Below are 22,144 nucleotides of genomic sequence, written 5' to 3'. Positions count from 1 at the left end.
GGCATCGCCCGGATGCACAACCTCGCCCTCGCCGGATAAGCAAGGCGGCCGCCATGCCCGAGGCGGCTTCAAGATCTTTGCGGGACAGCCCTTAGGGCGAACGGAGCCACTTGAAAGACGGTGTTCGGTTGTCGAGCGAACTCCACCAAGCGATCCAACTGCGCGTCCATGACCGCAGCGTCCCCGATGGCCCGACGGATGCAGCTCTCGTCCAAGACAACGAACACCAGCGGCAGGGGCATGCGGACAAGAGCAGCCTGCCGATCCACGACCAGCGCCACGCGTTCGTCTGCTTGCTCGGGCGTGATGGCGCCCCGCTTCACCGCGTTAGCGGCCAGGACCGCCGCGTACTCGGGTGTTTGGAGCAGCCCAGGGATGATGCCGACTTCGTACAGCCTGATCTCTGCGGCTCGCCCCTCATGCGCCACGTACTCCGGGAAGCCTTCCAGCAGGCTGCCGTGCCGGATCTCGCGCCACTTGTTTTCGAGTGAATCGTCCCCTCCGACGGTCCCGAAGACCGCATCCGCCTTACGCGAAAACCGGAGGGTTGGCGGTTTGCGACCAGTTTCGACGGCGGAAATGTGCTGGCTGGAATATCCCATGCGCGTGGCCAGGTCTTCCTGACTCCACCCGCGAGCCTCACGCAACCTGCGCACGTGCGCCCCGTAGGCCGCCTGCGGGCTGCTTTCAGGGGCTAACTCCTTGCGATTGACCATGCCGCAGCTGAACCCTTCCTTCGCATCTGCCTAGTTGAAGACACTCAAACCCTAGGCCACGCTGAACGCCCTTGGTAGTGGAACGACTACAGAGAGGTGCGGCGATGCCTGAACAGAAGCGCGCCCAACTCCCGCCCGCCGGGGCAATCCTGGTGGACCGGGGCCGTAACGACCGCGTCGGGGAGTTCCGAGGGGTCTCCGGGCCCTACTGGTCACTGCGGCCGATCGGCGGGGGGCCCGAGTGGGAAGCCCTCCCCGAGTACGTCCGGCCCGCCACCCGCGACGAGCGGCTCCGCGCCCGTACCGCATACGAGAACGCCAGGAGCCGGGGGGAAGTGGCATGAACTCCAACAGCGACGCCGAGTGCCGTGAGTGCCAGGATCTCGATGCGGCCGAGGCCGAGGCCCGGCGCGTGAGGGACGAGAGCCGGGCGACCGACTGTCGGGTGCTGCGTAGGCGGCATCTCGCGGCCGAGCACGGGGAACGGCCGTGATTCCACGCCCGGGTGGGGAGCGTGCCGCGTGACCGGCGCGGGCTATGCGGTGGAGGTCACCGCGACGACGGGGCAGCGCGCGGTGTCGCTCGGCGGGGCCGTGGTGAGGAATCGCCGGCTCGCCCTGCGGTGGATGCGGCGGCAGGCGCACCGGCTCGGGGACTGGGTTGACGCCGCGTGCCCTTCCGTACGGTCCGGCGGCGGTAGGGACGTGCGGACTGCTATCCGTCAGAGCTCCGGTATCCGGGACACGCTCCGGGCCTGGGGCGACGACCTTGGCCAGCAGGATCACGCGATGGCTCGGCTGGAGTCCGGGTGCCCCGACGTGTTCACCGTGGTCGACCCTGCCCTCGGCCTGCTGGTGACGTTCGCCGGGCGGCGCCTGCGGTCGGGGCGCGACGCCGACGGCAGACGAAACGGCCGTGCTCGCCGGGCGGACCGGCGGGCACGGCCGTGTGGAGGGCGGACCCTGGGGTTCGGTGCTCCGGATCAGCCGTTGACGGTGAACCAGGTGGCGCGGGACTTCTTCCACTCGTCGTGGTCGAGGTCCTTGGCCTCCGTGCCGTCGCCGTACAGGTCGGCAGAGCCCGCGTCCGTGATCAGCTGGGCGCGTGCGCCGGGCGTGTTCAGGTCGGGGACGGTGACGACGGCCTCCCAGCCGCCCGGGTCGGCGGTCGGCAGGTCGAGCCGCTTGACCGGTGCGTGGCCCGCGATGCCGTCCCAGGAGTAGAGGGCGTACGGGTCGGAGTTGTCGTCCGCCGCCCAGGAACCGGCCACGATCAGGTACTGGTCGGCGGAGTTCTTGCGGATGTCGCGGATGCTGAGGCCACCGAGGTCCAGCTCGATCGGGGTGCCGATCGTCGCCTTCGCTCCTGAGCCGGCCACCTTGTCGAAGTTGGTGACGGGCACGATCAGCGCCTTGCCGCCGCCCTTCGGCGGGACGAGCGGGGCGCGGAAGCCGATGTAGGCGGTGGTCGTGGAGCCGGGGGCGAACTCCAGGCCCTCGACGTTGAACCCGTCGATCTGCTTGGGGACTTCGCCGTCCTTGGTGCCCGCCGCGAAGCCGTAGCGGTTGTCGTTCGACTTGTCCCAGGCGACCAGGTCGTCGCGGAGCTTCTTGTACTTCCCGCCGACGGTCAGCTGAGTGGCGGCGCCGGAGCCGCTCACCGTGGTCGTGAAGACGGTGTTGCGGTCGGACTTGTACTCGCCGTCCTTGTTGTTGCCCAGCGAACCGGTCCAGTAGATCGTGTTCCCGACCCGGGCCGCGCCCTCGATGTCGACCTCCTTGGAGACGCCCAGCTTCGAGGCGACGTCCCAGGTGCGGACGGGGGCGCCTGACACCGAACTGTCGTAGAGGCGCAGGGTGTTGGTCTCGTCGTCCGCCACCACCACGTAGCCGCCGCCCACGTCGACGGCGGCCGAGGCGTCCGAGGAGCCGGTGAGGTAGCGGGTGTCGGCCGCGTTCTGGACTGCGGCGGACGCCGCGTAGTGCAGGGACTTGGTGGCGGTCTTGCCGCCGAGGCCGGTGACCTTGATCGTGAGGTCGGTGTAGCCGCGGGCGTGCGCGGCGACCCGGAGCTGACGGGTGGCGCCCGTGCCGGTCACCGTCACATCGCCGGTCGCGGCGACGGACGACTTGGAGCTGGCGGATGCCGCCACACCGAGGGCGGACACATCGGCGCCGCTCTGCCCGACCGTGACCGTCACCACGGGGTCGGCGGTCGCGCCGACGGCCCCGGAGAGGTAGCCGGACGACAGCGTGATCGTCGGCGTCCCGTAGCTCGCGGCGTGCGCGGGTGCGCCGAGCCCGAGGGCGGCCAGCGCCAGCGCACCTCCCGCGGCGGCGACGGTCCGGCGGTGAGGGAGGACAAGCTGATGCAGCACGGTGTGCCTCTCGTCGGCGTGGTGTCGAGAAGTAGGTTCCGATTCTCCCGCCAACGGCAGGCGGACGCCGGGGGTACGGCAGGCGAACAACGCCGGACGGCCGTCGGCTCGTGGCGGTGTCTGTCGTGGGGCCGGGGCGTCGTCGTGATGTTGCGTCATATTGCGTTTCAACAAAAGGAGTTGGCGGGTGCGAATGAGCCCGCCCCGAGTAGACATGTGTTTGATTGCGCTCGCCGATCCGGGAATGATGTCGCTCGTTGGTCCCTCGGGCAGCCCTAACGCGGGAACAGGCCCAGGGGATACGGGGACACGGGGAGGACGCAGTGACGACACGGGCCGAGTGGGAGCAGCTCAAGTCCGGTGGGGCAACACCGCCGACGCACATGCAGTTGAACCATCTTCAGGACGGCGTCGGGGGCGGCACGCCCGGAGCCAACACGTCGGCGGACCTGAAGTCGGCCAAGAGGGCATGGACCCAGGCGGGCGACTCCACCAAGGGCCTCGCGGTGCCGGTCGGTTCCGCGCTGACGAAACTTGAGGACGGGCAGGAGGGGCTGGGCGAAGCGGCCGGCTGCCTGAGCGCGGCGGCCCAGCGGGAGCTGTACACCTCCTGGCACAAGTACGTGGCGAATGTGCGCAAGCGCTGCACGTCCCTGGGTGAGCTTCTCGCGTCTTCGGGGCGTGACCTGTCGAAGACCGACGAGTCACTGAAGACTGAGCTGGACGCGCTCAAGAGCAAGTACACGGACACCCCGGCCGTCGGCGGCCAGCCGAAGGGGAAGTGATCCGGGCACATGGACTTTGCGACGCTGAAGGCGCTCAAGCCGTCGGAGTTCGAGGACGCCGCGGACGCGTACCGGGCGACGGACGAGATGGCCAACGCGGCCAAGGACACCGTCGACAACCAGATCTCCGCGGGGATACGAAACCAGCTCGCGGGCGCGACGGCGAAGGCAGCCCTTGGGGAACTGGCCGGGCTGTCCAAGAACTTCCAGTACGTACAGACCGAGTGCGGGCTGGTGAGCACCGCACTGAACGGCTTCGCGTTCGATATGGCTTCGGCCAAACGGAAGCTGGAAGCGGCGATCGAGGACGCGCAGGCTGACCACTGCACGGTGCACGCGGACGGTTCGGTCGGCTTTCCGGCAGGCAGGAAGCCTGGCGAGGAGAAGGACGCCGCGGGCGGCACCGTGACCGGCAGCGCCGGAGGCAATCCGACATCCGACGCCCTGGACCGCCAGGCGGCGAGCATTCACCCGAACCCGCACTACGGTGCGGCCATCGGCTATGCCGACCGGATAGCGGATGCGTTGCAGGAAGCCACGGAAGCGGACGCCAAGTGGGCACCGAAGCTCCGTGCCCTCCAGGCCGACGACGACCTGGTGGTCTCGAACCGGGACTGGACGGACGTGACGTCCGACCGGGGTGGGGTGCTCAAGGCCGCCGACCCTTACCTGGACAGCATCAAGGGCCCGCCGAAGGAGGCCACCCCCGAGGAGAACGCGGAGTGGTGGAAGAACCTCACCCCGGAGCAGCGGGCCGACTATCTGGCCGTCCATCCGAATGCCATCGGGTCGATGAACGGCCTCCCGTCCGACATTCGTGACGACGCGAACAGAATGGTTCTGGACGAGACGACGGCGAAATACCAGCTGGATCTGAACGCCATTCCGAAGGAGCCGGCCAAGTACACCCCCAATACCAGCGGAGGCTACCCCGCTGTCCTCATCAGCCCGGAATGGCAGCGTTGGCACGAAAAATACGCGGACAAGAAGGCCAGGATCGAGGGCGTACTGAAGGGAGCAGTCGCCATCCAGGACCGCTTTGACCGGACGGGGCAGGGCGGGCTTCCCGAGGCGTATCTGCTCGGCTTCGATCCCACCGGCCTCGGGGACGGGAAAATCATTCTCGCCAACGGGAATCCGGACACCGCCGATCATGTGGGCGTCTGGGTGCCCGGTACGAAAGCGAGCCTGGAATCCGTCGAAGGGGACCTCGGTCGTGTCGAACGACTCTGGGCCCAGAGTCACCGCCTCAATCCTGACCAGAACGTCTCCACCGTCTTATGGCTCGACTACAACGTGCCGGACAACGTCATTCCGCAGGCGACACGCGGGGAGTACGCGGCAGAGGGCGGCCCACGACTCCACGACTTCCTGCAGGGGAACGGCGTCGCGCAGCAGGCGGACGACGGCAATCGCGCGCACACCACTGTCGTCGGGCACAGCTACGGCAGCACGGTGGTCGGCGTCTCGGCGCAGTCGGGAAGCTGGGACGACCCCCAGGCCGCCGACGACTACGTCTTCGCGGGCAGTCCCGGTGTCCAGGCGGATCGCGCGGCGGACCTGGGCGCCGGAGCCGACCACGTGTGGGCCATGGGTGCCCCCTGGGACGATCAGATGGTCCGGCAGGGCGGTCGATTTATGGGACTCGGTGACAACGGGATCATTCCCACCGACGAGTCCTTCGGCGGGAAGATCATGGCGAGCGACGCCGGCGGGCACACCGGATTCTACGACGACAACTCCCTCAGCCTGCGTAATCAGGCAGCCGTCATCGCCGGTAAATATGACAAGGTGATACTTGAATAGGCGAATTTCGAAACTTGGATTCATTGTCACCATATGCGCCCTGGCGATGGCGTGTTCGAACGGAAAGGAGGCGGCGGTGAAGACGCGGGACAGCGATACCGTGAAGGCGGACACCGAGAGAACATCCAGCCGGATTCTTGAGATGCTCGACGTCAAGGGGAAGGTCACGGAGACGGGTGCGATGACGTCACCTTGTTCGGACTACGACTCCGCAGAAGAGGTGTACCGCGAAAGTCACCCCTGGAGCATTTACAAGGCATCCTTTGCCGATATGCAAAAGGGCGTGGAACGTCTGCGGGTTGAGCTCCCGAAAGATGGCTGGAAGATCGTGAAGGATGGCAGGGACGGATCTCAGCTCAACAGTCCGCAGATCATCGCGGAGTCCAGGGGGCGTGAATTCGCAGTCGACGTACGACTGCACAAAGCGAGCAAAGTCGGCAACTCCCCGCCCCTGTTGGAGGTCACCGTCGAATCAGCTTGCTATCGACCAAAATAGGTGACCGCCCAGGGCGGGCGAGGCGCGAGAGGCCCTGCTGTGCCGATCGGTTCCGCGCCATGGACAGCGCGGGGACGGTCACGGAGCCGGGGCCGATGACGATGCCCTGCTCGGAGGACTACCACGAGGAAGAAGTCAAGGCCGAAGAGTCCCCGGCCATGCTGGAGGTCACCGTCCAATCGCGTTGCTACCGATTGCCGGCCACCTCGACGGCAACGCAGGACGACCCGCCGGCGTAGCTGTAACTCCGAACGGCCCCCGGCAAATTCGCGCCGGGGGCCGTTCGGGTCGTACGGGTGGGACTCAGACGTTGAAGCCCAGCGCGCGCAGCTGCTCGCGGCCGTCGTCGGTGATCTTGTCCGGGCCCCACGGCGGCATCCAGACCCAGTTGATCCGGAGCTCGTTGACGATGCCGTCGGTGGCGGACTTCGCCTGGTCCTCGATGACGTCGGTCAGCGGGCAGGCCGCGGACGTCAGGGTCATGTCGAGGGTGGCGATGTTGGCGTCGTCCACGTGGATGCCGTAGATCAGGCCCAGGTTGACGACGTCGATGCCCAGCTCGGGGTCGACGACGTCGTACAGCGCCTCGCGGACCTCCTCCTCGGAGGCCGGCTTGGTGGTGAGAGTCTCGTTGTCGCTCATGCCGTCTTCCCTTCGGACAGCGCCTTCGCCGTCGCGTCCTTCCACGCCATCCAGCTGAGCAGCGCGCACTTGACCCGGGCCGGGTACTTGGAGACACCGGCGAACGCGACCGCGTCCTCCAGCACCTCCTCCATCGCGTCGTCCGGCTCCAGCTGTCCCTTGGACTGCATCAGCTCCAGGAACGCGGCCTGGATCTTCTGGGCCTGGCCCAGTTCCTTGCCGACCAGCAGTTCGTTCAGCACGGAGGCGCTGGCCTGGCTGATGGAGCAGCCCTGGCCCTCGTAACTCACATCGGCGATGGTCTCGCCGTCGTACCGCACACGCAGCGTGATCTCGTCACCGCACGTCGGATTGACGTGATGCACCTCGGCGTCGCCGTCCCGCAGGCCGCGCCCGCGGGGGTGCTTGTAGTGGTCCAGGATCACTTCCTGGTACATGGAATCAAGCTTCACCAGTCAACCCTCGCCGCTGTCTAACCGAAAAAGTTCCGGACGTGTTCCAGGCCGTCCACCAGGGCGTCGACCTCGGCGGGCGTGGAGTACAGATAGAACGACGCTCGCGTCGTCGCAGGAATTCCGTACCGCAGGCAGACCGGCCGTGCGCAGTGGTGTCCGACCCGGACGGCGATGCCCTGCTCGTCGAGTACCTGGCCCACGTCGTGCGGGTGGATGTCACCCAGAGTGAAGGAGATCGTGGCCCCGCGGTCCTCCGCGGTGGCCGGACCGATGATCCTGAGGTCCGGGACCTCCAGGAGCCGCTTCACCGCGTACTCGGTGATCGCCTGCTCGTGGCGGTGGATGTTCTCCATGCCGATCGCCGAGAGGTAGTCCACGGCCGCGCCGAGGCCGACGGCCTGGGCGATCGGGGGCGTACCGGCCTCGAACTTGTGCGGCGCGGGGGCGTAGGTCGACGAGTGCATCGACACGGTCTCGATCATCTCGCCGCCGCCGAGGAAGGGCGGCAGGTCCTCCAGGAGCTCCTGCCGTCCCCAGAGCACGCCGATGCCGGTCGGGCCGACCATCTTGTGGCCGGTGAAGGCCACGAAGTCGGCCTGGAGCGCCTGCACGTCGAGCACCATGTGCGGGGCGGCCTGCGAGGCGTCGATGCAGACCAGCGCGCCGACTTCCTGGGCGCGCCGGACGATCTGCTCGACCGGGTTGATCGTGCCCATGATGTTCGAGACCAGCGTGAAGGAGACGATCTTCGTCTTCTCGGTGATGATCTCGTTGATGTTGGACAGGTCGAGCCGGCCGTCGTCGGTGATGCCGAACCACTTCAGCTTCGCGCCGGTGCGCTGCGAGAGCAGCTGCCACGGCACGATGTTGGAGTGGTGCTCCATCTCCGTGGTGACGATCTCGGTCTCGTGGTCGACCCGGTAGGGCTCGTCGGCCCAGCCGAGCATGTTCGCCACGAGGTTGAGCGACTCCGAGGCGTTCTTGGTGAAGATCACCTCGTCGCGGCTGGGTGCGTTGATGAACGCGGCGACCTTGTCACGGGCGCCTTCGTACAGCGCCGTGGCCTCTTCCGCGATCGTGTACACGCCGCGGTGCACATTGGCGTTGTGCCGCTCGTAGTACTCGTTGAGGGCATCGAGCACCTGGCGCGGCTTCTGCGAGGTCGCCGCGCTGTCCAGGTACACGATCTTCTTGCCGTCGTGGACCGTGCGGTCCAGGATCGGGAAGTCCTTGCGGATCGCCTCGGTGTCGAGGAGGCCGGAGAGCCCCTGTCGGGCGTCAGTCACGCGGAAGCGCCACCCTTCGTGTAGGCCTCGTAGCCCTCGTTCTCCAGCTTGTCGGCCAGCTCCGCGCCGCCGGACGCGGCGATGCGGCCGTTGGCGAAGACGTGCACGAAGTCGGGCTTGATGTACTTGAGGATGCGCGTGTAGTGCGTGATCAGCAGCGTGCCGACCTCGCCGGACTCACGGACCCGGTTGACGCCCTCGGAGACGGTCTTCAGCGCGTCGACGTCCAGACCGGAGTCCGTCTCGTCGAGGATCGCCATCTTCGGCTTGAGGAGCTCCAGCTGGAGGATCTCGTGGCGCTTCTTCTCGCCGCCGGAGAAGCCCTCGTTGACGTTGCGCTCGGCGAAGGCGGGGTCCATCTGGAGCTCGGACATGGCCTCCTTGACCTCCTTCACCCAGGTACGCAGCTTGGGCGCCTCGCCGCGGACGGCGGTGGCGGAGGTGCGCAGGAAGTTGGAGACCGAGACGCCGGGGATCTCGACCGGGTACTGCATGGCGAGGAACAGACCGGCGCGGGCGCGCTCGTCGACGGTCATCTCCAGGACGTCCTCGCCGTCCAGGGTCACCGTGCCGCTGGTGACCGTGTACTTGGGGTGGCCTGCGAGGGAGTAGGCGAGGGTGGACTTGCCGGACCCGTTGGGGCCCATGATGGCGTGGGTCTCGCCCTGCTTCACGGTCAGGTCGACGCCCTTGAGGATCTCCTTCGTGGCGTTGTCGGCCTCGACGGTGACGTGCAGGTCGCGGATTTCAAGCGTTGCCATGGGTGACTCAGGTCTCCTGGGTGACGGAGACGAGCACATCGTCCCCTTGGATCTTGACGGGGTATACGGGGACGGGGCGCGTCGCGGGAAGGCCGGACGGCTTGCCGGTGCGCAGGTCGAAGCTCGATCCGTGCAGCCAGCACTCGATCATGCAGTCCTCGACCTCTCCCTCGGACAGTGAGACGTTCGCGTGCGAGCAGATGTCGTTGATCGCGAACACCTCGCCCTCGGTGCGGACGACGGACACCGGCGTGCCGTCGAGCTCCACCCGCTTGGGGGTGTCGTCCTCCAGCTCGCTCAGCGCACAGGCTTTGACGAAGGCCATCAGACCGAAGCCTTCAGCTCGGTCTCGATCTTGTCGAGGAGCCGGGCCTCGACGTCCGGGAGGCCGATCTGCTGCACCAGCTCCGCGAAGAAGCCGCGCACGACGAGGCGGCGGGCCTCTTCTGCGGGGATGCCCCGGGACTGGAGGTAGAACAGCTGCTCGTCGTCGAAGCGGCCGGTCGCGGAGGCGTGGCCGGCGCCGACGATCTCGCCGGTCTCGATCTCCAGGTTCGGCACCGAGTCGACCCGCGCACCGTCGGTGAGAACCAGGTTGCGGTTCATCTCGTAGGTGTCGGTGCCCTCGGCGGCGGCCTGGATCAGGACGTCTCCGATCCACACGGCGTGCGCGCCGTCGCCCTGGAGCGCGCCCTTGTAGGCCACGTTGGACTTGCAGTGCGGGGTGTTGTGGTCGACCAGGAGGCGGTGCTCCTGGTGCTGGCCCTTGTCGGTGAAGTACAGGCCGAAGAGCTCGGCCTCGCCGCCGGGGCCCGCGTAGGCGATCCGCGGGTGGATCCGGACGACGTCGCCGCCGAAGGTCACCACGATGGACTTGAAGGAGGCGTCCCGTCCGACCAGCGCGTTGTGCTGGCCGACGTGGACGGCGCTCTCGTCCCAGTCCTGGACGGAGACGACGGTCAGCTTCGCGCCGTCGCCCAGCACGTAGTCGACGTTGGCGGCGAGCACCGCGTCACCGGTGTGGTCGATGACGACGACGGCCTCGGCGAAGGCGCCCAGCGTGATGACCTGGTGTCCGTAGGCCACCCCGCCCTCGCCGTGCACCGCGATCCGGATCGGCTCGGTGAGCACGGCTTCCTTGTCGACGGTGACGACGGAGGCCTGCTCGAAGGAGGAGTAGGCCTGTGCGGCCACCCGGTCCACCGGCGTACCGGCCTTGCCCAGGCGGGCGTCGTCCCGGCCGACGGTCTCGACCGTGACACCCGAGGGGGCCTCGATGGCGACCTTCACACCGCTGCCGGTGGCGACGGCCGTGCCGTCGTGCAGTCCACGCAGCCGATCCAGCGGCGTGAACCGCCATTCCTCCTCGCGGCCGTGCGGGACCGGGAAGTCCGCGACGTCGAAGGACGGGGGCGCGCTCATGCGCGTGGCGACGGTCGACTCGGCGGCCACCGCGATAGAGCCGGTGGTGGTGGAGCCCACCGGGATGTTCTGAGCCTCAGCCATGGCTGTCGTAGTGCTCGCTTTCTCAGGTCGGACAGATGTCGGGGGTTCGGTTGGTTGCCGGCGTACTAGCCGACCGAACCCTCCATCTGCAGCTCGATCAGCCGGTTGAGCTCAAGGGCGTACTCCATCGGCAGCTCCTTCGCGATCGGCTCCACGAAGCCGCGCACGATCATCGCCATCGCCTCGAACTCGGTCATGCCCCGGCTCATCAGGTAGAAGAGCTGGTCCTCGGAGACCTTGGAGACGGTCGCCTCGTGACCCATCGACACGTCGTCCTCGCGTACGTCGACGTAGGGATAGGTGTCGGAGCGGGAGATCGTGTCGACCAGCAGCGCGTCACACAGGACGTTGGACTTCGCGCCCGGCGCGCCCTCACCGATCTCGATGAGACCTCGGTAGGAGGTACGGCCGCCGCCTCGTGCCACCGACTTGGAGACGATGTTGGACGAGGTGTTCGGGGCCATGTGGACCATCTTGGCGCCGGCGTCCTGGTGCTGGCCCTCGCCCGCGAAGGCGATGGACAGGGTCTCGCCCTTGGCGTGCTCGCCCATCAGGTAGATGGCCGGGTACTTCATGGTGACCTTGGAGCCGATGTTGCCGTCGACCCACTCCATGGTCGCGCCCTCGTAGGCGACGGCGCGCTTGGTCACCAGGTTGTAGACGTTGTTCGACCAGTTCTGGATCGTCGTGTAGCGGCAGCGGCCGCCCTTCTTCACGATGATCTCGACGACCGCGGAGTGCAGCGAGTCCGAGGAGTAGATCGGCGCGGTGCAGCCCTCGACGTAGTGGACGTAGGCGTCCTCGTCGACGATGATCAGCGTCCGCTCGAACTGGCCCATGTTCTCCGTGTTGATACGGAAGTAGGCCTGGAGCGGGATCTCGACGTGCACGCCCTTCGGCACGTAGATGAACGAGCCGCCGGACCACACGGCCGAGTTCAGCGAGGCGAACTTGTTGTCACCGACGGGGATGACGGTGCCGAAGTACTCCTTGAAGAGCTCCGGGTGCTCCTTCAGCGCGGTGTCGGTGTCCATGAAGATGACACCCTGCGCCTCCAGCTCCTCGTTGATCTGGTGGTAGACGACCTCGGACTCGTACTGAGCGGCGACACCGGCGACCAGGCGCTGCTTCTCCGCCTCGGGGATGCCGAGCTTGTCGTAGGTGTTCTTGATGTCCTCGGGCAGGTCCTCCCAGGACTCCGCCTGCTTCTCCGTGGAACGCACGAAGTACTTGATGTTGTCGAAGTCGATGCCCGACAGGTCGGAGCCCCAGTTCGGCATGGGCTTCTTGCCGAAGAGCTTGAGGCCCTTGAGCCGCAGCTTCAGCATCCACTCGGGCTCGTTCTTCTTGTCCGAGATGTCGCGGACGACAGCCTCGGAGAGGCCGCGCTTGGCCGCCGCGCCTGCCGCGTCGGAGTCGGCCCAGCCGAATTCGTACGTGCCCAGGCCATCGAGCTCAGGGTGGGCAGTCTCCGTAGGGAGCGTCATGCGGGGTTCCTCCCGGACTTGCTGGTGGATGCTGAATCAGTGGTTTGCGTGGTGGGGTGACCGCTGCGCGGGATGTAGGTCGTACACACCCCGTCGCCGTGGGCGATCGTGGCGAGACGCTGCACATGGGTCCCCAGGAGGCTGGAGAAGATCTCCGTCTCCGCCTCGCACAGCTGCGGATACTGCTCGGCGACGTGTGCGACCGGGCAGTGGTGCTGGCACAACTGCTCACCCTGCTGCGGGTCCGGCGCGCTGCGCGCCGTAGCAGCGTACCCGTCGGCGGACAAGGCCTTGGCCAGCGCATCCGTACGGGTGCCGGGCTCCGCGGCCTCGATCGCCGCGCGGTAGGCCTCGGACTGGCCGGCCACCCTGGCACGGGCGAACGCCATGACCGCTTCCTCGCCCGCGCTCTCGGCGATCCAGCGCAGGGCGTCCGCGGCCAGCTCGTCGTAGGACTGGTCGAAGGCGTCCCGGCCGCAGTCGGTCAGGGCGAACACCTTGGCCGGGCGGCCACGGGTCCGTGCGCCGTACACCCGCTGCTCGCGGGCCTCGACGACACCGTCGGAGACGAGGGCGTCGAGCTGACGGCGGACAGCCGCCTGGGTGAGGCCCAGGCGCTTCGCGAGATCGGCGGCGGTGGACGGGCCGTGGTCCAGGACGGAGCGCGCGATCCGGTTGCGCGTCGAGCGCTCACCGGTCGCGAGTTCCTCCTGCGGAGCCTCGCCAACGTATTTCACAACGCCATTGTTGCGTAATTCCCTCGGCCCTGACAACCACGGTCCGAAACGATCAAGGGTGGAATCCGTCACTTAGGGTTACCTAATCAAGCCCCGCGGCAGGGGACTGCCGGACGGCTGCCTAGACTTACCGCTCATGAAGAGCGAGCCCGCCCCACCCCCGTCCGGCCCGGCTGTCCAGGTCCGTGGCCTGGTGAAGCGGTACGGCGCGAAGACCGCGGTGGACGGCCTCGACCTGTGCATGGCGGCCGGCGCGGTCACCGCGGTCCTCGGCCCCAACGGCGCGGGCAAGACCACCACGATCGAGACCTGCGAGGGATACCGCCGTCCGGACGAAGGCACGGTCCGGGTCCTCGGTCTGGACCCCGTCACCGACTCGGCGCGCCTGCGCCCCCGGATCGGCGTGATGCTCCAGTCCGGCGGCGTCTACTCCGGCGCCCGCGCCGACGAGATGCTCCGCCACATGGCGAAACTGCACGCCCACCCGCTCGACGTGGACGCCCTGATCGAGCGTCTCGGGCTCGGCGGCTGCGGTCGCACGAGCTACCGGCGGCTCTCCGGCGGCCAGCAGCAGCGGCTCGCCCTCGCGATGGCCGTCGTCGGCCGCCCCGAACTGGTCTTCCTCGACGAGCCGACCGCCGGCCTCGACCCGCAGGCCCGCCGCTCCACCTGGGACCTCGTGAAGGAGCTGCGCACCGACGGCGTGTCGGTCGTGCTCACCACCCACTTCATGGACGAGGCGGAGGAGCTCGCCGACGACGTCGCGATCATCGACGCGGGCCGGATCGTCGCCCAGGGCAGCCCGGAGACGCTCTGTCGCGGCGGCGCCGAGAACACCCTGCGCTTCACCGGCCGCCCCGGCCTCGACCTCGGCTCCCTGCTCAAAGCGCTGCCCGACGGCTCGGAGGCGGTCGAGCTCAGCACGGGCACGTACCGGATCACCGGCGACGTCGACCCGCAGCTGCTGGCCACCGTCACCTCCTGGTGCGCGCAGAACGGTGTGATGCCCTCCGGCATCTCCGTGGAGCGCCACACCCTGGAGGACGTCTTCCTGGAACTGACCGGCAAGGAGCTGCGCGCATGAGCGCCGGTACGTACACCCCCCGGCCGGGCGCCGCCCCGCTGTCCCGGATGATCGCCGCGCAGACCGCGCTGGAGACCCGGATGCTGCTGCGCAACGGCGAACAGCTGCTGCTGACGGTGGTCATCCCGACCCTGCTGCTCGTGCTGTTCAGCGCGGTCGACATCGTGGACACCGGCTCGGGCGAGTCGGTCGACTTCCTGACCCCCGGCATCCTCGCGCTCGCCGTGATGTCCACCGCCTTCACCGGCCAGGCCATCGCCACCGGTTTCGAGCGGCGGTACGGGGTACTCAAGCGGCTCGGCGCGTCCCCGCTCCCCCGCTGGGCGCTGATGACCGCCAAGACCCTGGCCGTGCTGGTCACCGAGGTGCTGCAGGTGGTGCTGCTGACGGTGATCGCCTTCGCGCTGGGCTGGTCGCCGCACGGCAACCCGTTCGCCGTCCTGCTGCTGCTCGTACTCGGCACCGCCGCGTTCTCCGGTCTCGGTCTGCTGATGGCGGGGACACTGAAGGCGGAGGCGACCCTCGCCGCGGCCAACCTGGTCTTCCTGCTGCTGCTGGTCGGCGGCGGGGTCATCGTGCCGCTCGACAAGTTCCCGGACGCGGTCCAGTCGGTGCTGGGGCTGCTGCCGATCGCGGCCCTGTCGGACGGGCTGCGCGACGTGCTCCAGCACGGTGCGGCGATGCCGTGGGGCGACCTCGGGATCCTGGCCGTCTGGGCGGTGCTGGGGCTCGGCGCGGCGGCGCGGTTCTTCCGCTGGGAGTGACCCCGGGCCGCTGGGAGTGACCCCGGACACCCACAGGTCACGATTCGTCCCCCTCGTGAAAGCTTGCACAAGCGGCCGCCTACGATGGTGCGCGTGCCCAAGCTGACCCGAGCCGAAGTCGCTCAAGCCGTGCGGAACCCGCTTCAGTACATCGCCGAACGCTGGACGCCGTCCCCCCGGACCGTCCGGCGCGCCGCCATGACGTCCGTCGTGCTGGCCGTGGTGATCATCGTGGCCGGCGGTGCGGTCCGGCTGACCGGTTCCGGTCTCGGCTGCCCGACCTGGCCCAAGTGCTCCGACGACTCGCTGACGGCGACGAGCGAGATGGGCCTGCACGGCGCCATCGAGTTCGGCAACCGCATGCTCACCTATGTCCTGTGCGCCGTGGTCGGCTGGACGATCATCGCCGCCCGCTCCGCGAAGCCCTGGCGGCGCGGCGTCACCCGGCTCGGCTGGGCGCAGTTCTGGGTGGTGATGGGCAACGCCGTCCTCGGTGGTGTCGTCGTGCTGGTCGGCCTGAACCCGTACACCGTCGCCGCGCACTTCCTGCTGGCCACGGCTCTGCTCACGATCGCCCTGCTGACCTGGCAGCGGATCCGGGAGGGCGACACGGCGCCCCGTCCGCTGGTCGGCAAGGCCGTCTCGCAGCTGACCTGGCTGCTGGTGGTCGCGGCCGGGCTGCTGATCGCCGTCGGCACCGTCGTCACCGGGGCCGGGCGGCACGCCGGGGACTCCAGCGACGTCCACCGCATCCCGATCGACTGGAAGACGATCGCGCAGCTGCACGCCGATCTCGCCTGGGTCGTGGTGGCGCTGACCGTCGCGCTCTGGTTCGTCCTGAAAGCCGTCGACGCGCCCGTCGGACCGCTGCACCGCGCCCGGGACCTCTTCCTGATCCTGATGGCGCAGGGTGTGATCGGCTACGTCCAGTACTTCACCGACACCCCGGAGATCCTGGTCGGGCTGCACATGTTCGGCTCGTGCCTGGTGTGGATCGGCGTGGTGCGCGTCCTGCTCTCGCAGCGCGAGCGGCCGGTGGACATCCCGCAGGTGCCCGGCCCGGCGGCCGAGCAGCCGGAACCCGCCACGGCCTGAGCCCGGCGCCGCGCGTCGTGCCCCGTCATCCTCCCGCGGCCCACTCCTCCTCCCCCGCGTCCAGCAGCGCGGCCAGCCGGTCCGGGTCCGGCAGCGGCCCGTGGTCTCCGGTGACCCGCAGCGCCGCGCCGGCGGTGAGGTGCCCGAGCCGCAGCGCCCGTACGGTGTCCTCGCCGCGCAGCAGCCCGGCGAGGAACCCGGCGGCGAAGGCGTCGCCCGCGCCGACCGGTTCGACGACCGCGACCCTGGGCGCGGGCACGGTGTGCGCCCGGTCGCCCTCGAACGCGGTGGCGGCCCGTCCGCCGTCCTTGACCACCAGGACGCCCGGCTGGGGCAGCAGTGCGCGCACGGCGGCCGCGTCGGTGAGCCCGGCGCCCCACAGGGCCTGCGCCTCGTCCAGGCCGACGAAGGTGATGTCCGCCTGCCGGGCGAAGCCGAGCAGCACCCCGGGCGCCGAGCCGTCCGGCCACAGGGCGGGCCGGTGGTTGACGTCGAAGCTGACCGGCCGTGGCCGTTCCTCGGCGGGGACCTCCAGCAGGGCCGCGACCAGTTCGTGGCAGTCCGGGGAGAGCGCCGGGGTGATGCCGCTGAGGTGGACGAGCCCGGCGGTGCGGACCGCGTCGTCGTCCAGCACGTCAGCGGTCAGGGCGGAGGCCGCCGAGCCGCGCCGGTAGTAGTGGACCCGGGTGGACTCGGTGCCGGGGTCCTTGACCAGCAGCCCGGTCGGACGGTGCGGGTCGGTGCGGACCCCGCTGACGTCGACCCCGGACGCGGCCACCTCGGCGCGGATCCGGCGGCCGAAGGGGTCGTCGCCCAGGGCGGAGACCCAGCGGGCGGGCACCCCGTGGTCCGCGAGGTAGACGGCCACGTTGGACTCGGCGCCCGCGATCCGGACGCCGAGCCGCGCGGCGTCCTCCAGCGGGGCGACGGGGTCCGGGACCAGCGCGGCCATCGTCTCCCCGACGCAGGCCACCGGGGGGCGGGCGGGCTGTCCGGCCCGGATACGGGACGGGGCGCTCATGCGGGGCTCCCCTGCCGGTAGGCGGCGGTGGGCAGGCCCGGGACGTCGACCCGTACGGAGAACACCGCACCGTCCAGCGGACCGGGCGCGGCGAGCCCGGTCCGGGCACTGGTGACGTACAGGGTGTCGCCGTCCAGGCAGAGCCCGGCGGGCTGGACGGCGGGGAGCCGGATCTGCCGGTCCGGAGCGCCGTCGGGGCGCAGCCGGTGAACGGTTCCGGTGCCCCAGACGGCGGTCCACAGGCCGCCCTCCGCGTCGACCGCCATACCGTCCGGGCTGCCCCCGTCGAACACGGCGAAGGTCTCCGGCGCACCGGGCAGCCCGCTGTCCGGGTCCACGGGATAGCGGCGGATGACGCCCTTCGCGCTGTCCGCGAGGTACATCGCGGAGCCGTCCGCCGTGAACGCCGGGCCGTTGGGCACGGTCAGCCCCTCCAGCACCCGGTCCACGGTGCCGTCGTGGCCGACCCGGTAGAGGGAAGCGGCGCCCTCCACCGCGTCGTACGCCATGCTCCCCGCCCAGAACCGGCCGCTCGGATCGGCGGCGGCGTCGTTCATCCGCGTCGCGTGCGCCGCCCCCTCCTCGGGACGGGCCAGCCACTGGGCGGCGCCGTCCGGGGCGATCAGGCAGATGCCGGTTCCGGCGGCGGCGATCCAGTGCCCCGGGCGCCCGTGGACGGGGGCGACCGCGCCGAGCGGTTCGTCGAGCCGGGCCAGCTGGGTCAGCGGCGCGGTGCGGTCTGCGGGGCCGGTCAGCAGCCGGCCGGTCAGGATGTCGACGAGGACGATGCGGCCGTCGACCGCCCGGATGCCCTCGCCGAGCCCGAGCCGGTCGGCCCACTGGACGGCCGGTGTGCCGGCGCTCATCGCCCGGCGTCCGACGGGAGGCGTACCGCGTCCGACGGGAGGCGTACCGCGTCCAGGAAGGCGCGGGTGCGCTCGCGCAGCGCGTCGGTGCTGCCGCCGTCGGCCGCGTCGCCGATCAGCGGGGAGCCGACGCCCACGGCGGTGGCGCCCTGGGCGAGGTAGTCGCGGGCCGCTTCGGCGTCCACTCCGCCGACCGGCACGAACGGCAGGCCGGGGAAGGGGCCGCGCAGCGCCTTCAGGTAGCCGGGGCCGCCGGCCTGCGCGGCCGGGAAGAGCTTGTAGGCGTCGGCGCCGAGCCGCTGGGCGGCGACGACATCGCTCGGGGTCATGACCCCGGCCAGCACCGGCAGTCCGAGGCGCTTGGACTCGGTGACGCCCTCGCAGACGGCCGGGGTGACGACGAAGTCGGCTCCCGCGTCACGGACCGCCTGGGCGTCCTCGGCGGTCAGGACGGTGCCGGCGCCGAGCGGTGCGTCGGGGCCGAGGGCGGCTCGGGCGCGGCGGATGACGCCGAGCGCGTCCTGTCCGCTGAGGGAGACCTCGATGAGCGGGAGTCCCTCCTCTGCCAGGGCGATGACGGTCCTGAGCGCGGCGTCCGCGTCGGCGCCGCGCACGATGGCGACGATCCGGTGGGTGCGCAGTTCGGTCAGCAACTCCACGTGCGGGTTCACTTCCTATCGGTTCTGTTCGGTGGTCGTGGTGTGCGCCGTCACGGTGAGGCGCCAGCGGACCTCGCCGCAGGCCGGTACGACCGCGGCGTCGCCCTCCCCCGCGGCGGCCAGTCCGAAGACCCGGCCGAGCATCGGTTCGACGCCGACCGAGCGGTACGGGTCCCGGTCGGGGAACCCGCCGAGGTTGCGCCACAGCGCGACGGACACCGGCTGGTCCGCCGCCTCGACGGCCAGCCGCAGCACGGCCGTCCCGTCGTGGACGGAGACCTGCCCGGTGCCGACGACCGCGCCGGTGGCCGTCCCGTCGTCCGGACCGATCCGGTCCAGTCCCGAGGGCCAGGCGCGGGTGGTGTACCCGTCGCCACCGTCCGGGTAGTGGCGGACCGGGGTGCCGTCCGCGATCCCGAGGCGGGCGCCCGGCGCCAGGTCGAGCAGGGCGTGGGCGGCCCACAGGAAACGGTAACCGGGCTCTGCGGTGAGCCGGTACTCGGCCACCGCCCGGTCCCCTTCGGCGCGGATCAGCCGGCTGATCCGGAAGTCGGGGCAGTCGGCGGACTCGGTGCCGTCGGCCGCACGGTGCCAGGGCCGGGCCCAGGCGTCACCGTGGTCGGGGGTGCCGCGTACCGTCGGCACGCACTCCTCCAGACCGCCCGCGTCGGCGAAGGCGTCGCCGGGACGGACTCCGGGGCGGCGCGGTTCCGGCCGGTGCCAGAGCCATTCGCGCCCGGCCGCCCACAGGGACGTCCAGCGGCCGCCGTGCGCCGGGTCGGTCTCGATGCGTACCGGGGACGGTGCCGGGGCCGGGGTGCTCACCACTCCGCGAACGATCCGTCGTCGTGCCGCCACACCGGGTTGCGCCATGCGTGGCCGGAGCGGTCGGCCGCCCGGACGGCGTTCTCGTCGACGGTGATGCCGAGCCCCGGCAGGGCGGTGCGCCGGGCGTGGCCCGCATCGAAGCGGAACGGCTCGGTGTCCACCACGTAACTCAGCAGGTCGGCGTCCTTGTTGTAGTGGATGCCCCGGCTCTGCTCCTGGATGAGGAAGTTGGGGGTGGCGAAGGCGATCTGGAGGCTGGCCGCAAGCGCGATGGGGCCGAGCGGGCAGTGCGGGGCGAGCTGCACGCCGAAGGTATCGGCGAGGGAGCCGATGCGGTGGACCTCCGAGATGCCCCCGGCGTGCGACAGGTCCGGCTGGGCGACCGCGATCCCGGCCGTCAGCACGGGCAGGAAGTCGGCCCGCCCGTAGAGCCGTTCGCCGGTGGCGATGGGGACGCAGGTGGCGGCGGTGAGGGCGGGCAGCAGATGCCCCTGCTCGGGCAGGAGGGGTTCCTCCACGAACAGCGGGTGCAGCGGTTCGATGGCGTGCAGCACCCGGCGGGCGCCCGCCGGTCCGAACCGGCCGTGCATGTCGATGGCGACGTCGCGGCCGGGTCCGAGCACATCGCGGACGGCGGCGACCCGTTCGACCACGGCGGCGGTCTCCGCAGGGCTGGCCAGCGGTGAGGTGCGTCCGGCCGCGTTCATCTTGACGGCGGTGAAGCCCGCCTCGACCTGGGCGGTGACCTCCTCCGCGAGGCGGGCGGGTTCGTCGCCGCCGACCCAGGCGTAGACCCGGACCCGGTCGCGCACGGGGCCGCCGAGCAGGGCGTGGACGGGGGCGCCGTACGTCTTCCCGGCAATGTCCCACAGGGCTTGGTCGATTCCGGCGACGGCGCTGGAGAGCACCGGGCCGCCCCGGTAGAAGCCGCCCTTGCTGAGCACCTGCCAGTGGTCCTGGACGCGCAACGGGTCCTGGCCGATCAGGTATTCGGCCAGCACGTCGACGGCGGACCTGACGATCTCCGCGCGGCCCTCGACGACGGGTTCGCCCCAGCCGACGACGCCCTCGTCGGTCTCGATCCGGCAGAAGAGCCAGCGCGGCGGTACGAGAAAGGTCTCGATACGGGTGATCTTCACCGGTTCACGGTCCCTTCGCCGGTGCCGGGCGCGTCCTCCGGGTCCGGGACGGTGCCGTGCACCCGGTCGAGGTCGCGGACGGCCTGGTCGAGCAGGGCGCGCATGGCGTGCTCCGCGGCGGCCGGGTCCCGGTCGCGGACGGCGTCCAGAACGGCCCGGTGGCTCGGGACCGGGTCCTCGCCGGCCTGCGAGCTGTGCACGATCTCGTCCCGGTGGGCGAGGCCGGACTCGATGACCATCTCCAGGCGTTCCAGCAGTTCGTTGTGGGTGGCCGCGAGGAGGGCGCGGTGGAAGGCGAGGTCCGCCTCGACCGCGTGGGCGGGCCCGCCCTCCTGCTCGCCCATCGCAGTGATCGCGGCTTCGAGGACGCCCAGGTCCGCGTCCGTGCGGCGCTCTGCGGCCAGCCGGACGGCGGCCGGTTCGATGATGCCCCGGACCTCCCCGAGGTTGCGCAGGAGTGCCAGGTCGGCGCCCGACTCGGTGCCGCCGGCGAACTGCCAGCGCAGCACGTCCGCGTCGAGCAGGTTCCAGTCCGCGCGGGCCCTGACGAAGGTGCCGCGCTTCTGGCGGGCGTCGACGATCCCCTTGGCCGCGAGGACCTTGAGGGATTCGCGCAGGGCGGTCAGGCTGACGTCAAGCTCGCCCTGCAGCGCCACGAGGTCGAGTGTCGCCCCTTCGGGGATCTCGCCGCTCAGGACCCGGCGCGCGAGAGTCTCCACGGTCTGGCCGTGCACTCCGCGGCGCGCGTATGGCGTCATGTCTGTGTGCCTTTCTGCTGTGCTGTGCTGTGCGACAGGGTGGGGCCGGGCAACGGTCAGGCCGAGGCCTTGACGACGGACCAGCCGCCGTCCACGAGCAGGCTCGATCCGGTGATGTAGGACGCTTCGTCGGCGGCGAGGAACGCGATGGCGGCGGCCGCCTCCGCGGGGGTGCCGAACCGGCGCGCGGCGGTCTCCGCGACGCTCTTGCGGCGGTCCTCCTCGCCCACCCGGTCCCAGGCCCCGGTGAGGATGGGTCCGGGCAGTACGGCGTTGACCCGTACCTCGGGCCCGTACTCCACCGCGAGCTGTCCGCACAGCGAGAGCAGCGCGCCCTTGGACGCGGCGTAGGCGGGGTGTCCGGGGATGCCCTTGTGGGCGTGGACCGAGGAGGTCAGTACGGCGGCACCGTGCTGGGCGCGCAGGTCGGGCAGGACCGCCCGGAAGCCGAGGAAGGCCCCGGTGAGGTTGACCGACAGCTGGCGCTCCCAGGAGGCGACGGTCATCTCGTGGGCGGGGGTGACGTCGACCGTGTAGGCGTTGCTCACCAGGACGCCGACGGGTCCGAAGGTGTGCGCGGCGTCCACCGCCCGCTGCCAGTCGCCCTCGTCCGAGACGTCCGTGCGTACGAAGCGGGCCCGGCCGCCGGCGGCCCGGATGGCTGCGGCGACGCTCTCGCCGGGGCCTTCCGAGATGTCCGCGAGGATCACCGCCGCGCCCTCCGCGGCGAGCCTTTCCGCAGTGGCCGCGCCGATGCCGGAGGCGGCTCCGGTGACCACGGCCACCTTGTCTGCGAAGCGGGGGATTCCGTTCATGGTGCGGGTCGACTCCTCGGGTTCAGCGGTGCTGTCGTGACTCTAGTGACGGTGGCTCGGG

General features: G+C 70.2%; 24 protein-coding genes and 1 pseudogene. 8 read left to right on the top strand and 17 right to left on the bottom strand.

The window, feature by feature from the left end; genetic code table 11:
• Positions 1-92: 92 nt before the first annotated feature.
• Positions 93-716: pseudogene (locus ACZ601_RS12820) on the bottom strand (helix-turn-helix domain-containing protein); the annotation flags it as partial.
• A 104-nt stretch (positions 717-820) separates the two neighbouring features.
• Between ACZ601_RS12820 and ACZ601_RS12815 the strand changes: the two are divergent.
• Both ACZ601_RS12815 and ACZ601_RS12810 read left to right on the top strand, forming a co-directional pair.
• Positions 821-1,060, top strand: a complete 240-nt coding sequence (locus tag ACZ601_RS12815) for a hypothetical protein (RefSeq protein WP_440577552.1) — start codon at positions 821-823, stop codon at positions 1,058-1,060.
• Positions 1,057-1,209, top strand: coding sequence for a hypothetical protein (locus ACZ601_RS12810; protein WP_469536436.1), 153 nt, complete (start codon positions 1,057-1,059; stop codon positions 1,207-1,209). The genes ACZ601_RS12815 and ACZ601_RS12810 overlap by 4 nt, the downstream gene beginning before the upstream one ends.
• Positions 1,210-1,698: 489 nt before the next feature.
• On the opposite strand, the gene ACZ601_RS12805 is transcribed toward ACZ601_RS12810, so the two are convergent.
• Positions 1,699-3,093 (bottom strand): DUF3616 domain-containing protein, encoded by a 1,395-nt coding sequence (locus ACZ601_RS12805; RefSeq protein WP_469536433.1) that lies wholly within the window; start codon positions 3,091-3,093, stop codon positions 1,699-1,701.
• Between the two features lie 323 nt (positions 3,094-3,416).
• Here ACZ601_RS12805 and ACZ601_RS12800 point away from each other — a divergent pair, with 323 nt between their 5' ends.
• The 3 genes from ACZ601_RS12800 to ACZ601_RS12790 all read left to right on the top strand — a co-directional run bounded on the left by ACZ601_RS12800 (position 3,417) and on the right by ACZ601_RS12790 (position 6,180).
• On the top strand, positions 3,417-3,878 hold the full coding sequence (locus ACZ601_RS12800; protein WP_469536431.1) for a hypothetical protein: 462 nt from the start codon (positions 3,417-3,419) through the stop codon (positions 3,876-3,878).
• Positions 3,879-3,887: 9 nt separating this feature from the next.
• Complete coding sequence (locus ACZ601_RS12795; RefSeq protein ID WP_469536428.1) at positions 3,888-5,684, top strand: alpha/beta hydrolase; 1,797 nt, start codon at positions 3,888-3,890, stop codon at positions 5,682-5,684.
• A gap of 76 nt (positions 5,685-5,760) precedes the next feature.
• The gene (locus ACZ601_RS12790) at positions 5,761-6,180 is read left to right on the top strand and encodes a hypothetical protein (protein ID WP_469536426.1); all 420 of its coding nucleotides are present in this window, start codon (positions 5,761-5,763) and stop codon (positions 6,178-6,180) included.
• A 303-nt stretch (positions 6,181-6,483) separates the two neighbouring features.
• On the opposite strand, the gene ACZ601_RS12785 is transcribed toward ACZ601_RS12790, so the two are convergent.
• From ACZ601_RS12785 to ACZ601_RS12750, 8 genes are all read right to left on the bottom strand, one after another.
• Positions 6,484-6,822 (bottom strand): metal-sulfur cluster assembly factor, encoded by a 339-nt coding sequence (locus ACZ601_RS12785; protein ID WP_056783575.1) that lies wholly within the window; start codon positions 6,820-6,822, stop codon positions 6,484-6,486.
• Positions 6,819-7,274 (bottom strand): Fe-S cluster assembly sulfur transfer protein SufU, encoded by a 456-nt coding sequence (sufU, locus tag ACZ601_RS12780; protein ID WP_469536423.1) that lies wholly within the window; start codon positions 7,272-7,274, stop codon positions 6,819-6,821. The genes ACZ601_RS12785 and sufU overlap by 4 nt, the downstream gene beginning before the upstream one ends.
• 20 nt (positions 7,275-7,294) lie before the next feature.
• Positions 7,295-8,563 (bottom strand): cysteine desulfurase, encoded by a 1,269-nt coding sequence (locus tag ACZ601_RS12775; protein WP_440576220.1) that lies wholly within the window; start codon positions 8,561-8,563, stop codon positions 7,295-7,297.
• Positions 8,560-9,324 carry a Fe-S cluster assembly ATPase SufC gene (sufC, locus tag ACZ601_RS12770; RefSeq protein ID WP_327336326.1) on the bottom strand — a complete coding sequence of 255 codons (765 nt, stop codon included), beginning with the start codon at positions 9,322-9,324 and terminating at the stop codon, positions 8,560-8,562. The genes ACZ601_RS12775 and sufC overlap by 4 nt, the downstream gene beginning before the upstream one ends.
• Positions 9,325-9,331: 7 nt before the next feature.
• Positions 9,332-9,649, bottom strand: a complete 318-nt coding sequence (locus ACZ601_RS12765) for a bifunctional 3-phenylpropionate/cinnamic acid dioxygenase ferredoxin subunit (RefSeq protein ID WP_024492618.1) — start codon at positions 9,647-9,649, stop codon at positions 9,332-9,334.
• A complete protein-coding gene (gene sufD / locus ACZ601_RS12760) occupies positions 9,649-10,830 on the bottom strand; it encodes a Fe-S cluster assembly protein SufD (protein WP_469536418.1) in 1,182 nt (393 codons plus the stop codon). Before sufD ends, ACZ601_RS12765 begins: the two co-directional genes overlap by 1 nt.
• A gap of 65 nt (positions 10,831-10,895) precedes the next feature.
• On the bottom strand, positions 10,896-12,317 hold the full coding sequence (gene sufB / locus ACZ601_RS12755; RefSeq protein WP_073735375.1) for a Fe-S cluster assembly protein SufB: 1,422 nt from the start codon (positions 12,315-12,317) through the stop codon (positions 10,896-10,898).
• Positions 12,314-13,054 (bottom strand): helix-turn-helix transcriptional regulator, encoded by a 741-nt coding sequence (locus ACZ601_RS12750; protein ID WP_440576218.1) that lies wholly within the window; start codon positions 13,052-13,054, stop codon positions 12,314-12,316. Before ACZ601_RS12750 ends, sufB begins: the two co-directional genes overlap by 4 nt.
• A 136-nt stretch (positions 13,055-13,190) precedes the next feature.
• Between ACZ601_RS12750 and ACZ601_RS12745 the strand changes: the two genes are divergently transcribed.
• The 3 genes from ACZ601_RS12745 (at position 13,191) to ACZ601_RS12735 (ending at position 15,997) form a co-directional block, all read left to right on the top strand.
• Entirely contained in the window at positions 13,191-14,138 is a 948-nt protein-coding gene (locus tag ACZ601_RS12745; RefSeq protein WP_469536415.1) for an ABC transporter ATP-binding protein, read from the top strand.
• A complete protein-coding gene (locus tag ACZ601_RS12740) occupies positions 14,135-14,902 on the top strand; it encodes an ABC transporter permease (protein ID WP_440576216.1) in 768 nt (255 codons plus the stop codon). Before ACZ601_RS12745 ends, ACZ601_RS12740 begins: the two co-directional genes overlap by 4 nt.
• Before the next feature lie 84 nt (positions 14,903-14,986).
• Positions 14,987-15,997, top strand: a complete 1,011-nt coding sequence (locus ACZ601_RS12735; protein WP_469536413.1) for a COX15/CtaA family protein — start codon at positions 14,987-14,989, stop codon at positions 15,995-15,997.
• A gap of 25 nt (positions 15,998-16,022) precedes the next feature.
• Here ACZ601_RS12735 and ACZ601_RS12730 read toward each other — a convergent pair whose 3' ends face one another.
• Genes ACZ601_RS12730 through ACZ601_RS12700 form a run of 7 tightly spaced genes read right to left on the bottom strand, consistent with a single transcriptional unit; the run spans position 16,023 to position 22,083 of the window.
• The gene (locus ACZ601_RS12730; RefSeq protein ID WP_469536410.1) at positions 16,023-17,018 is read right to left on the bottom strand and encodes a sugar kinase; all 996 of its coding nucleotides are present in this window, start codon (positions 17,016-17,018) and stop codon (positions 16,023-16,025) included.
• On the bottom strand, positions 17,015-17,884 hold the full coding sequence (locus ACZ601_RS12725) for an SMP-30/gluconolactonase/LRE family protein (protein ID WP_469536407.1): 870 nt from the start codon (positions 17,882-17,884) through the stop codon (positions 17,015-17,017). Before ACZ601_RS12725 ends, ACZ601_RS12730 begins: the two co-directional genes overlap by 4 nt.
• On the bottom strand, positions 17,881-18,543 hold the full coding sequence (locus ACZ601_RS12720) for a bifunctional 4-hydroxy-2-oxoglutarate aldolase/2-dehydro-3-deoxy-phosphogluconate aldolase (protein WP_469536514.1): 663 nt from the start codon (positions 18,541-18,543) through the stop codon (positions 17,881-17,883). The genes ACZ601_RS12725 and ACZ601_RS12720 overlap by 4 nt, the downstream gene beginning before the upstream one ends.
• A gap of 15 nt (positions 18,544-18,558) precedes the next feature.
• Complete coding sequence (locus ACZ601_RS12715) at positions 18,559-19,371, bottom strand: hypothetical protein (RefSeq protein WP_469536404.1); 813 nt, start codon at positions 19,369-19,371, stop codon at positions 18,559-18,561.
• Positions 19,365-20,510, bottom strand: a complete 1,146-nt coding sequence (gene dgoD / locus ACZ601_RS12710) for a galactonate dehydratase (RefSeq protein ID WP_469536402.1) — start codon at positions 20,508-20,510, stop codon at positions 19,365-19,367. The genes ACZ601_RS12715 and dgoD overlap by 7 nt, the downstream gene beginning before the upstream one ends.
• Positions 20,507-21,268, bottom strand: a complete 762-nt coding sequence (locus ACZ601_RS12705; RefSeq protein WP_469536400.1) for a FadR/GntR family transcriptional regulator — start codon at positions 21,266-21,268, stop codon at positions 20,507-20,509. Before ACZ601_RS12705 ends, dgoD begins: the two co-directional genes overlap by 4 nt.
• 56 nt (positions 21,269-21,324) lie before the next feature.
• Positions 21,325-22,083, bottom strand: coding sequence for an SDR family NAD(P)-dependent oxidoreductase (locus tag ACZ601_RS12700; protein WP_469536397.1), 759 nt, complete (start codon positions 22,081-22,083; stop codon positions 21,325-21,327).
• Positions 22,084-22,144: the final 61 nt, after the last annotated feature.

The organism is Streptomyces sp. NPDC104307, from assembly GCF_055584045.1.
The sequence above is the reverse complement of the archived record's forward strand: the minus strand, read 5'-3'. Positions and strand labels throughout refer to the sequence as shown.

Coding starts and splice junctions, on each gene's coding strand:
- ACZ601_RS12740 (WP_440576216.1), top strand. CDS start 14,135: ATGAGCGCCGGTACGTACACCCCCCGGCCGGGCGCCGCCCCGCTGTCC.
- ACZ601_RS12810 (WP_469536436.1), top strand. CDS start 1,057: ATGAACTCCAACAGCGACGCCGAGTGCCGTGAGTGCCAGGATCTCGAT.
- sufC (WP_327336326.1), bottom strand. CDS start 9,324: ATGGCAACGCTTGAAATCCGCGACCTGCACGTCACCGTCGAGGCCGAC.
- ACZ601_RS12735 (WP_469536413.1), top strand. CDS start 14,987: ATGGTGCGCGTGCCCAAGCTGACCCGAGCCGAAGTCGCTCAAGCCGTG.
- ACZ601_RS12725 (WP_469536407.1), bottom strand. CDS start 17,884: ATGAGCGCCGGCACACCGGCCGTCCAGTGGGCCGACCGGCTCGGGCTC.
- ACZ601_RS12745 (WP_469536415.1), top strand. CDS start 13,191: ATGAAGAGCGAGCCCGCCCCACCCCCGTCCGGCCCGGCTGTCCAGGTC.
- ACZ601_RS12795 (WP_469536428.1), top strand. CDS start 3,888: ATGGACTTTGCGACGCTGAAGGCGCTCAAGCCGTCGGAGTTCGAGGAC.
- ACZ601_RS12730 (WP_469536410.1), bottom strand. CDS start 17,018: ATGAGCGCCCCGTCCCGTATCCGGGCCGGACAGCCCGCCCGCCCCCCG.
- ACZ601_RS12815 (WP_440577552.1), top strand. CDS start 821: ATGCCTGAACAGAAGCGCGCCCAACTCCCGCCCGCCGGGGCAATCCTG.
- ACZ601_RS12705 (WP_469536400.1), bottom strand. CDS start 21,268: ATGACGCCATACGCGCGCCGCGGAGTGCACGGCCAGACCGTGGAGACT.
- sufB (WP_073735375.1), bottom strand. CDS start 12,317: ATGACGCTCCCTACGGAGACTGCCCACCCTGAGCTCGATGGCCTGGGC.
- ACZ601_RS12765 (WP_024492618.1), bottom strand. CDS start 9,649: ATGGCCTTCGTCAAAGCCTGTGCGCTGAGCGAGCTGGAGGACGACACC.
- sufD (WP_469536418.1), bottom strand. CDS start 10,830: ATGGCTGAGGCTCAGAACATCCCGGTGGGCTCCACCACCACCGGCTCT.
- ACZ601_RS12700 (WP_469536397.1), bottom strand. CDS start 22,083: ATGAACGGAATCCCCCGCTTCGCAGACAAGGTGGCCGTGGTCACCGGA.
- ACZ601_RS12785 (WP_056783575.1), bottom strand. CDS start 6,822: ATGAGCGACAACGAGACTCTCACCACCAAGCCGGCCTCCGAGGAGGAG.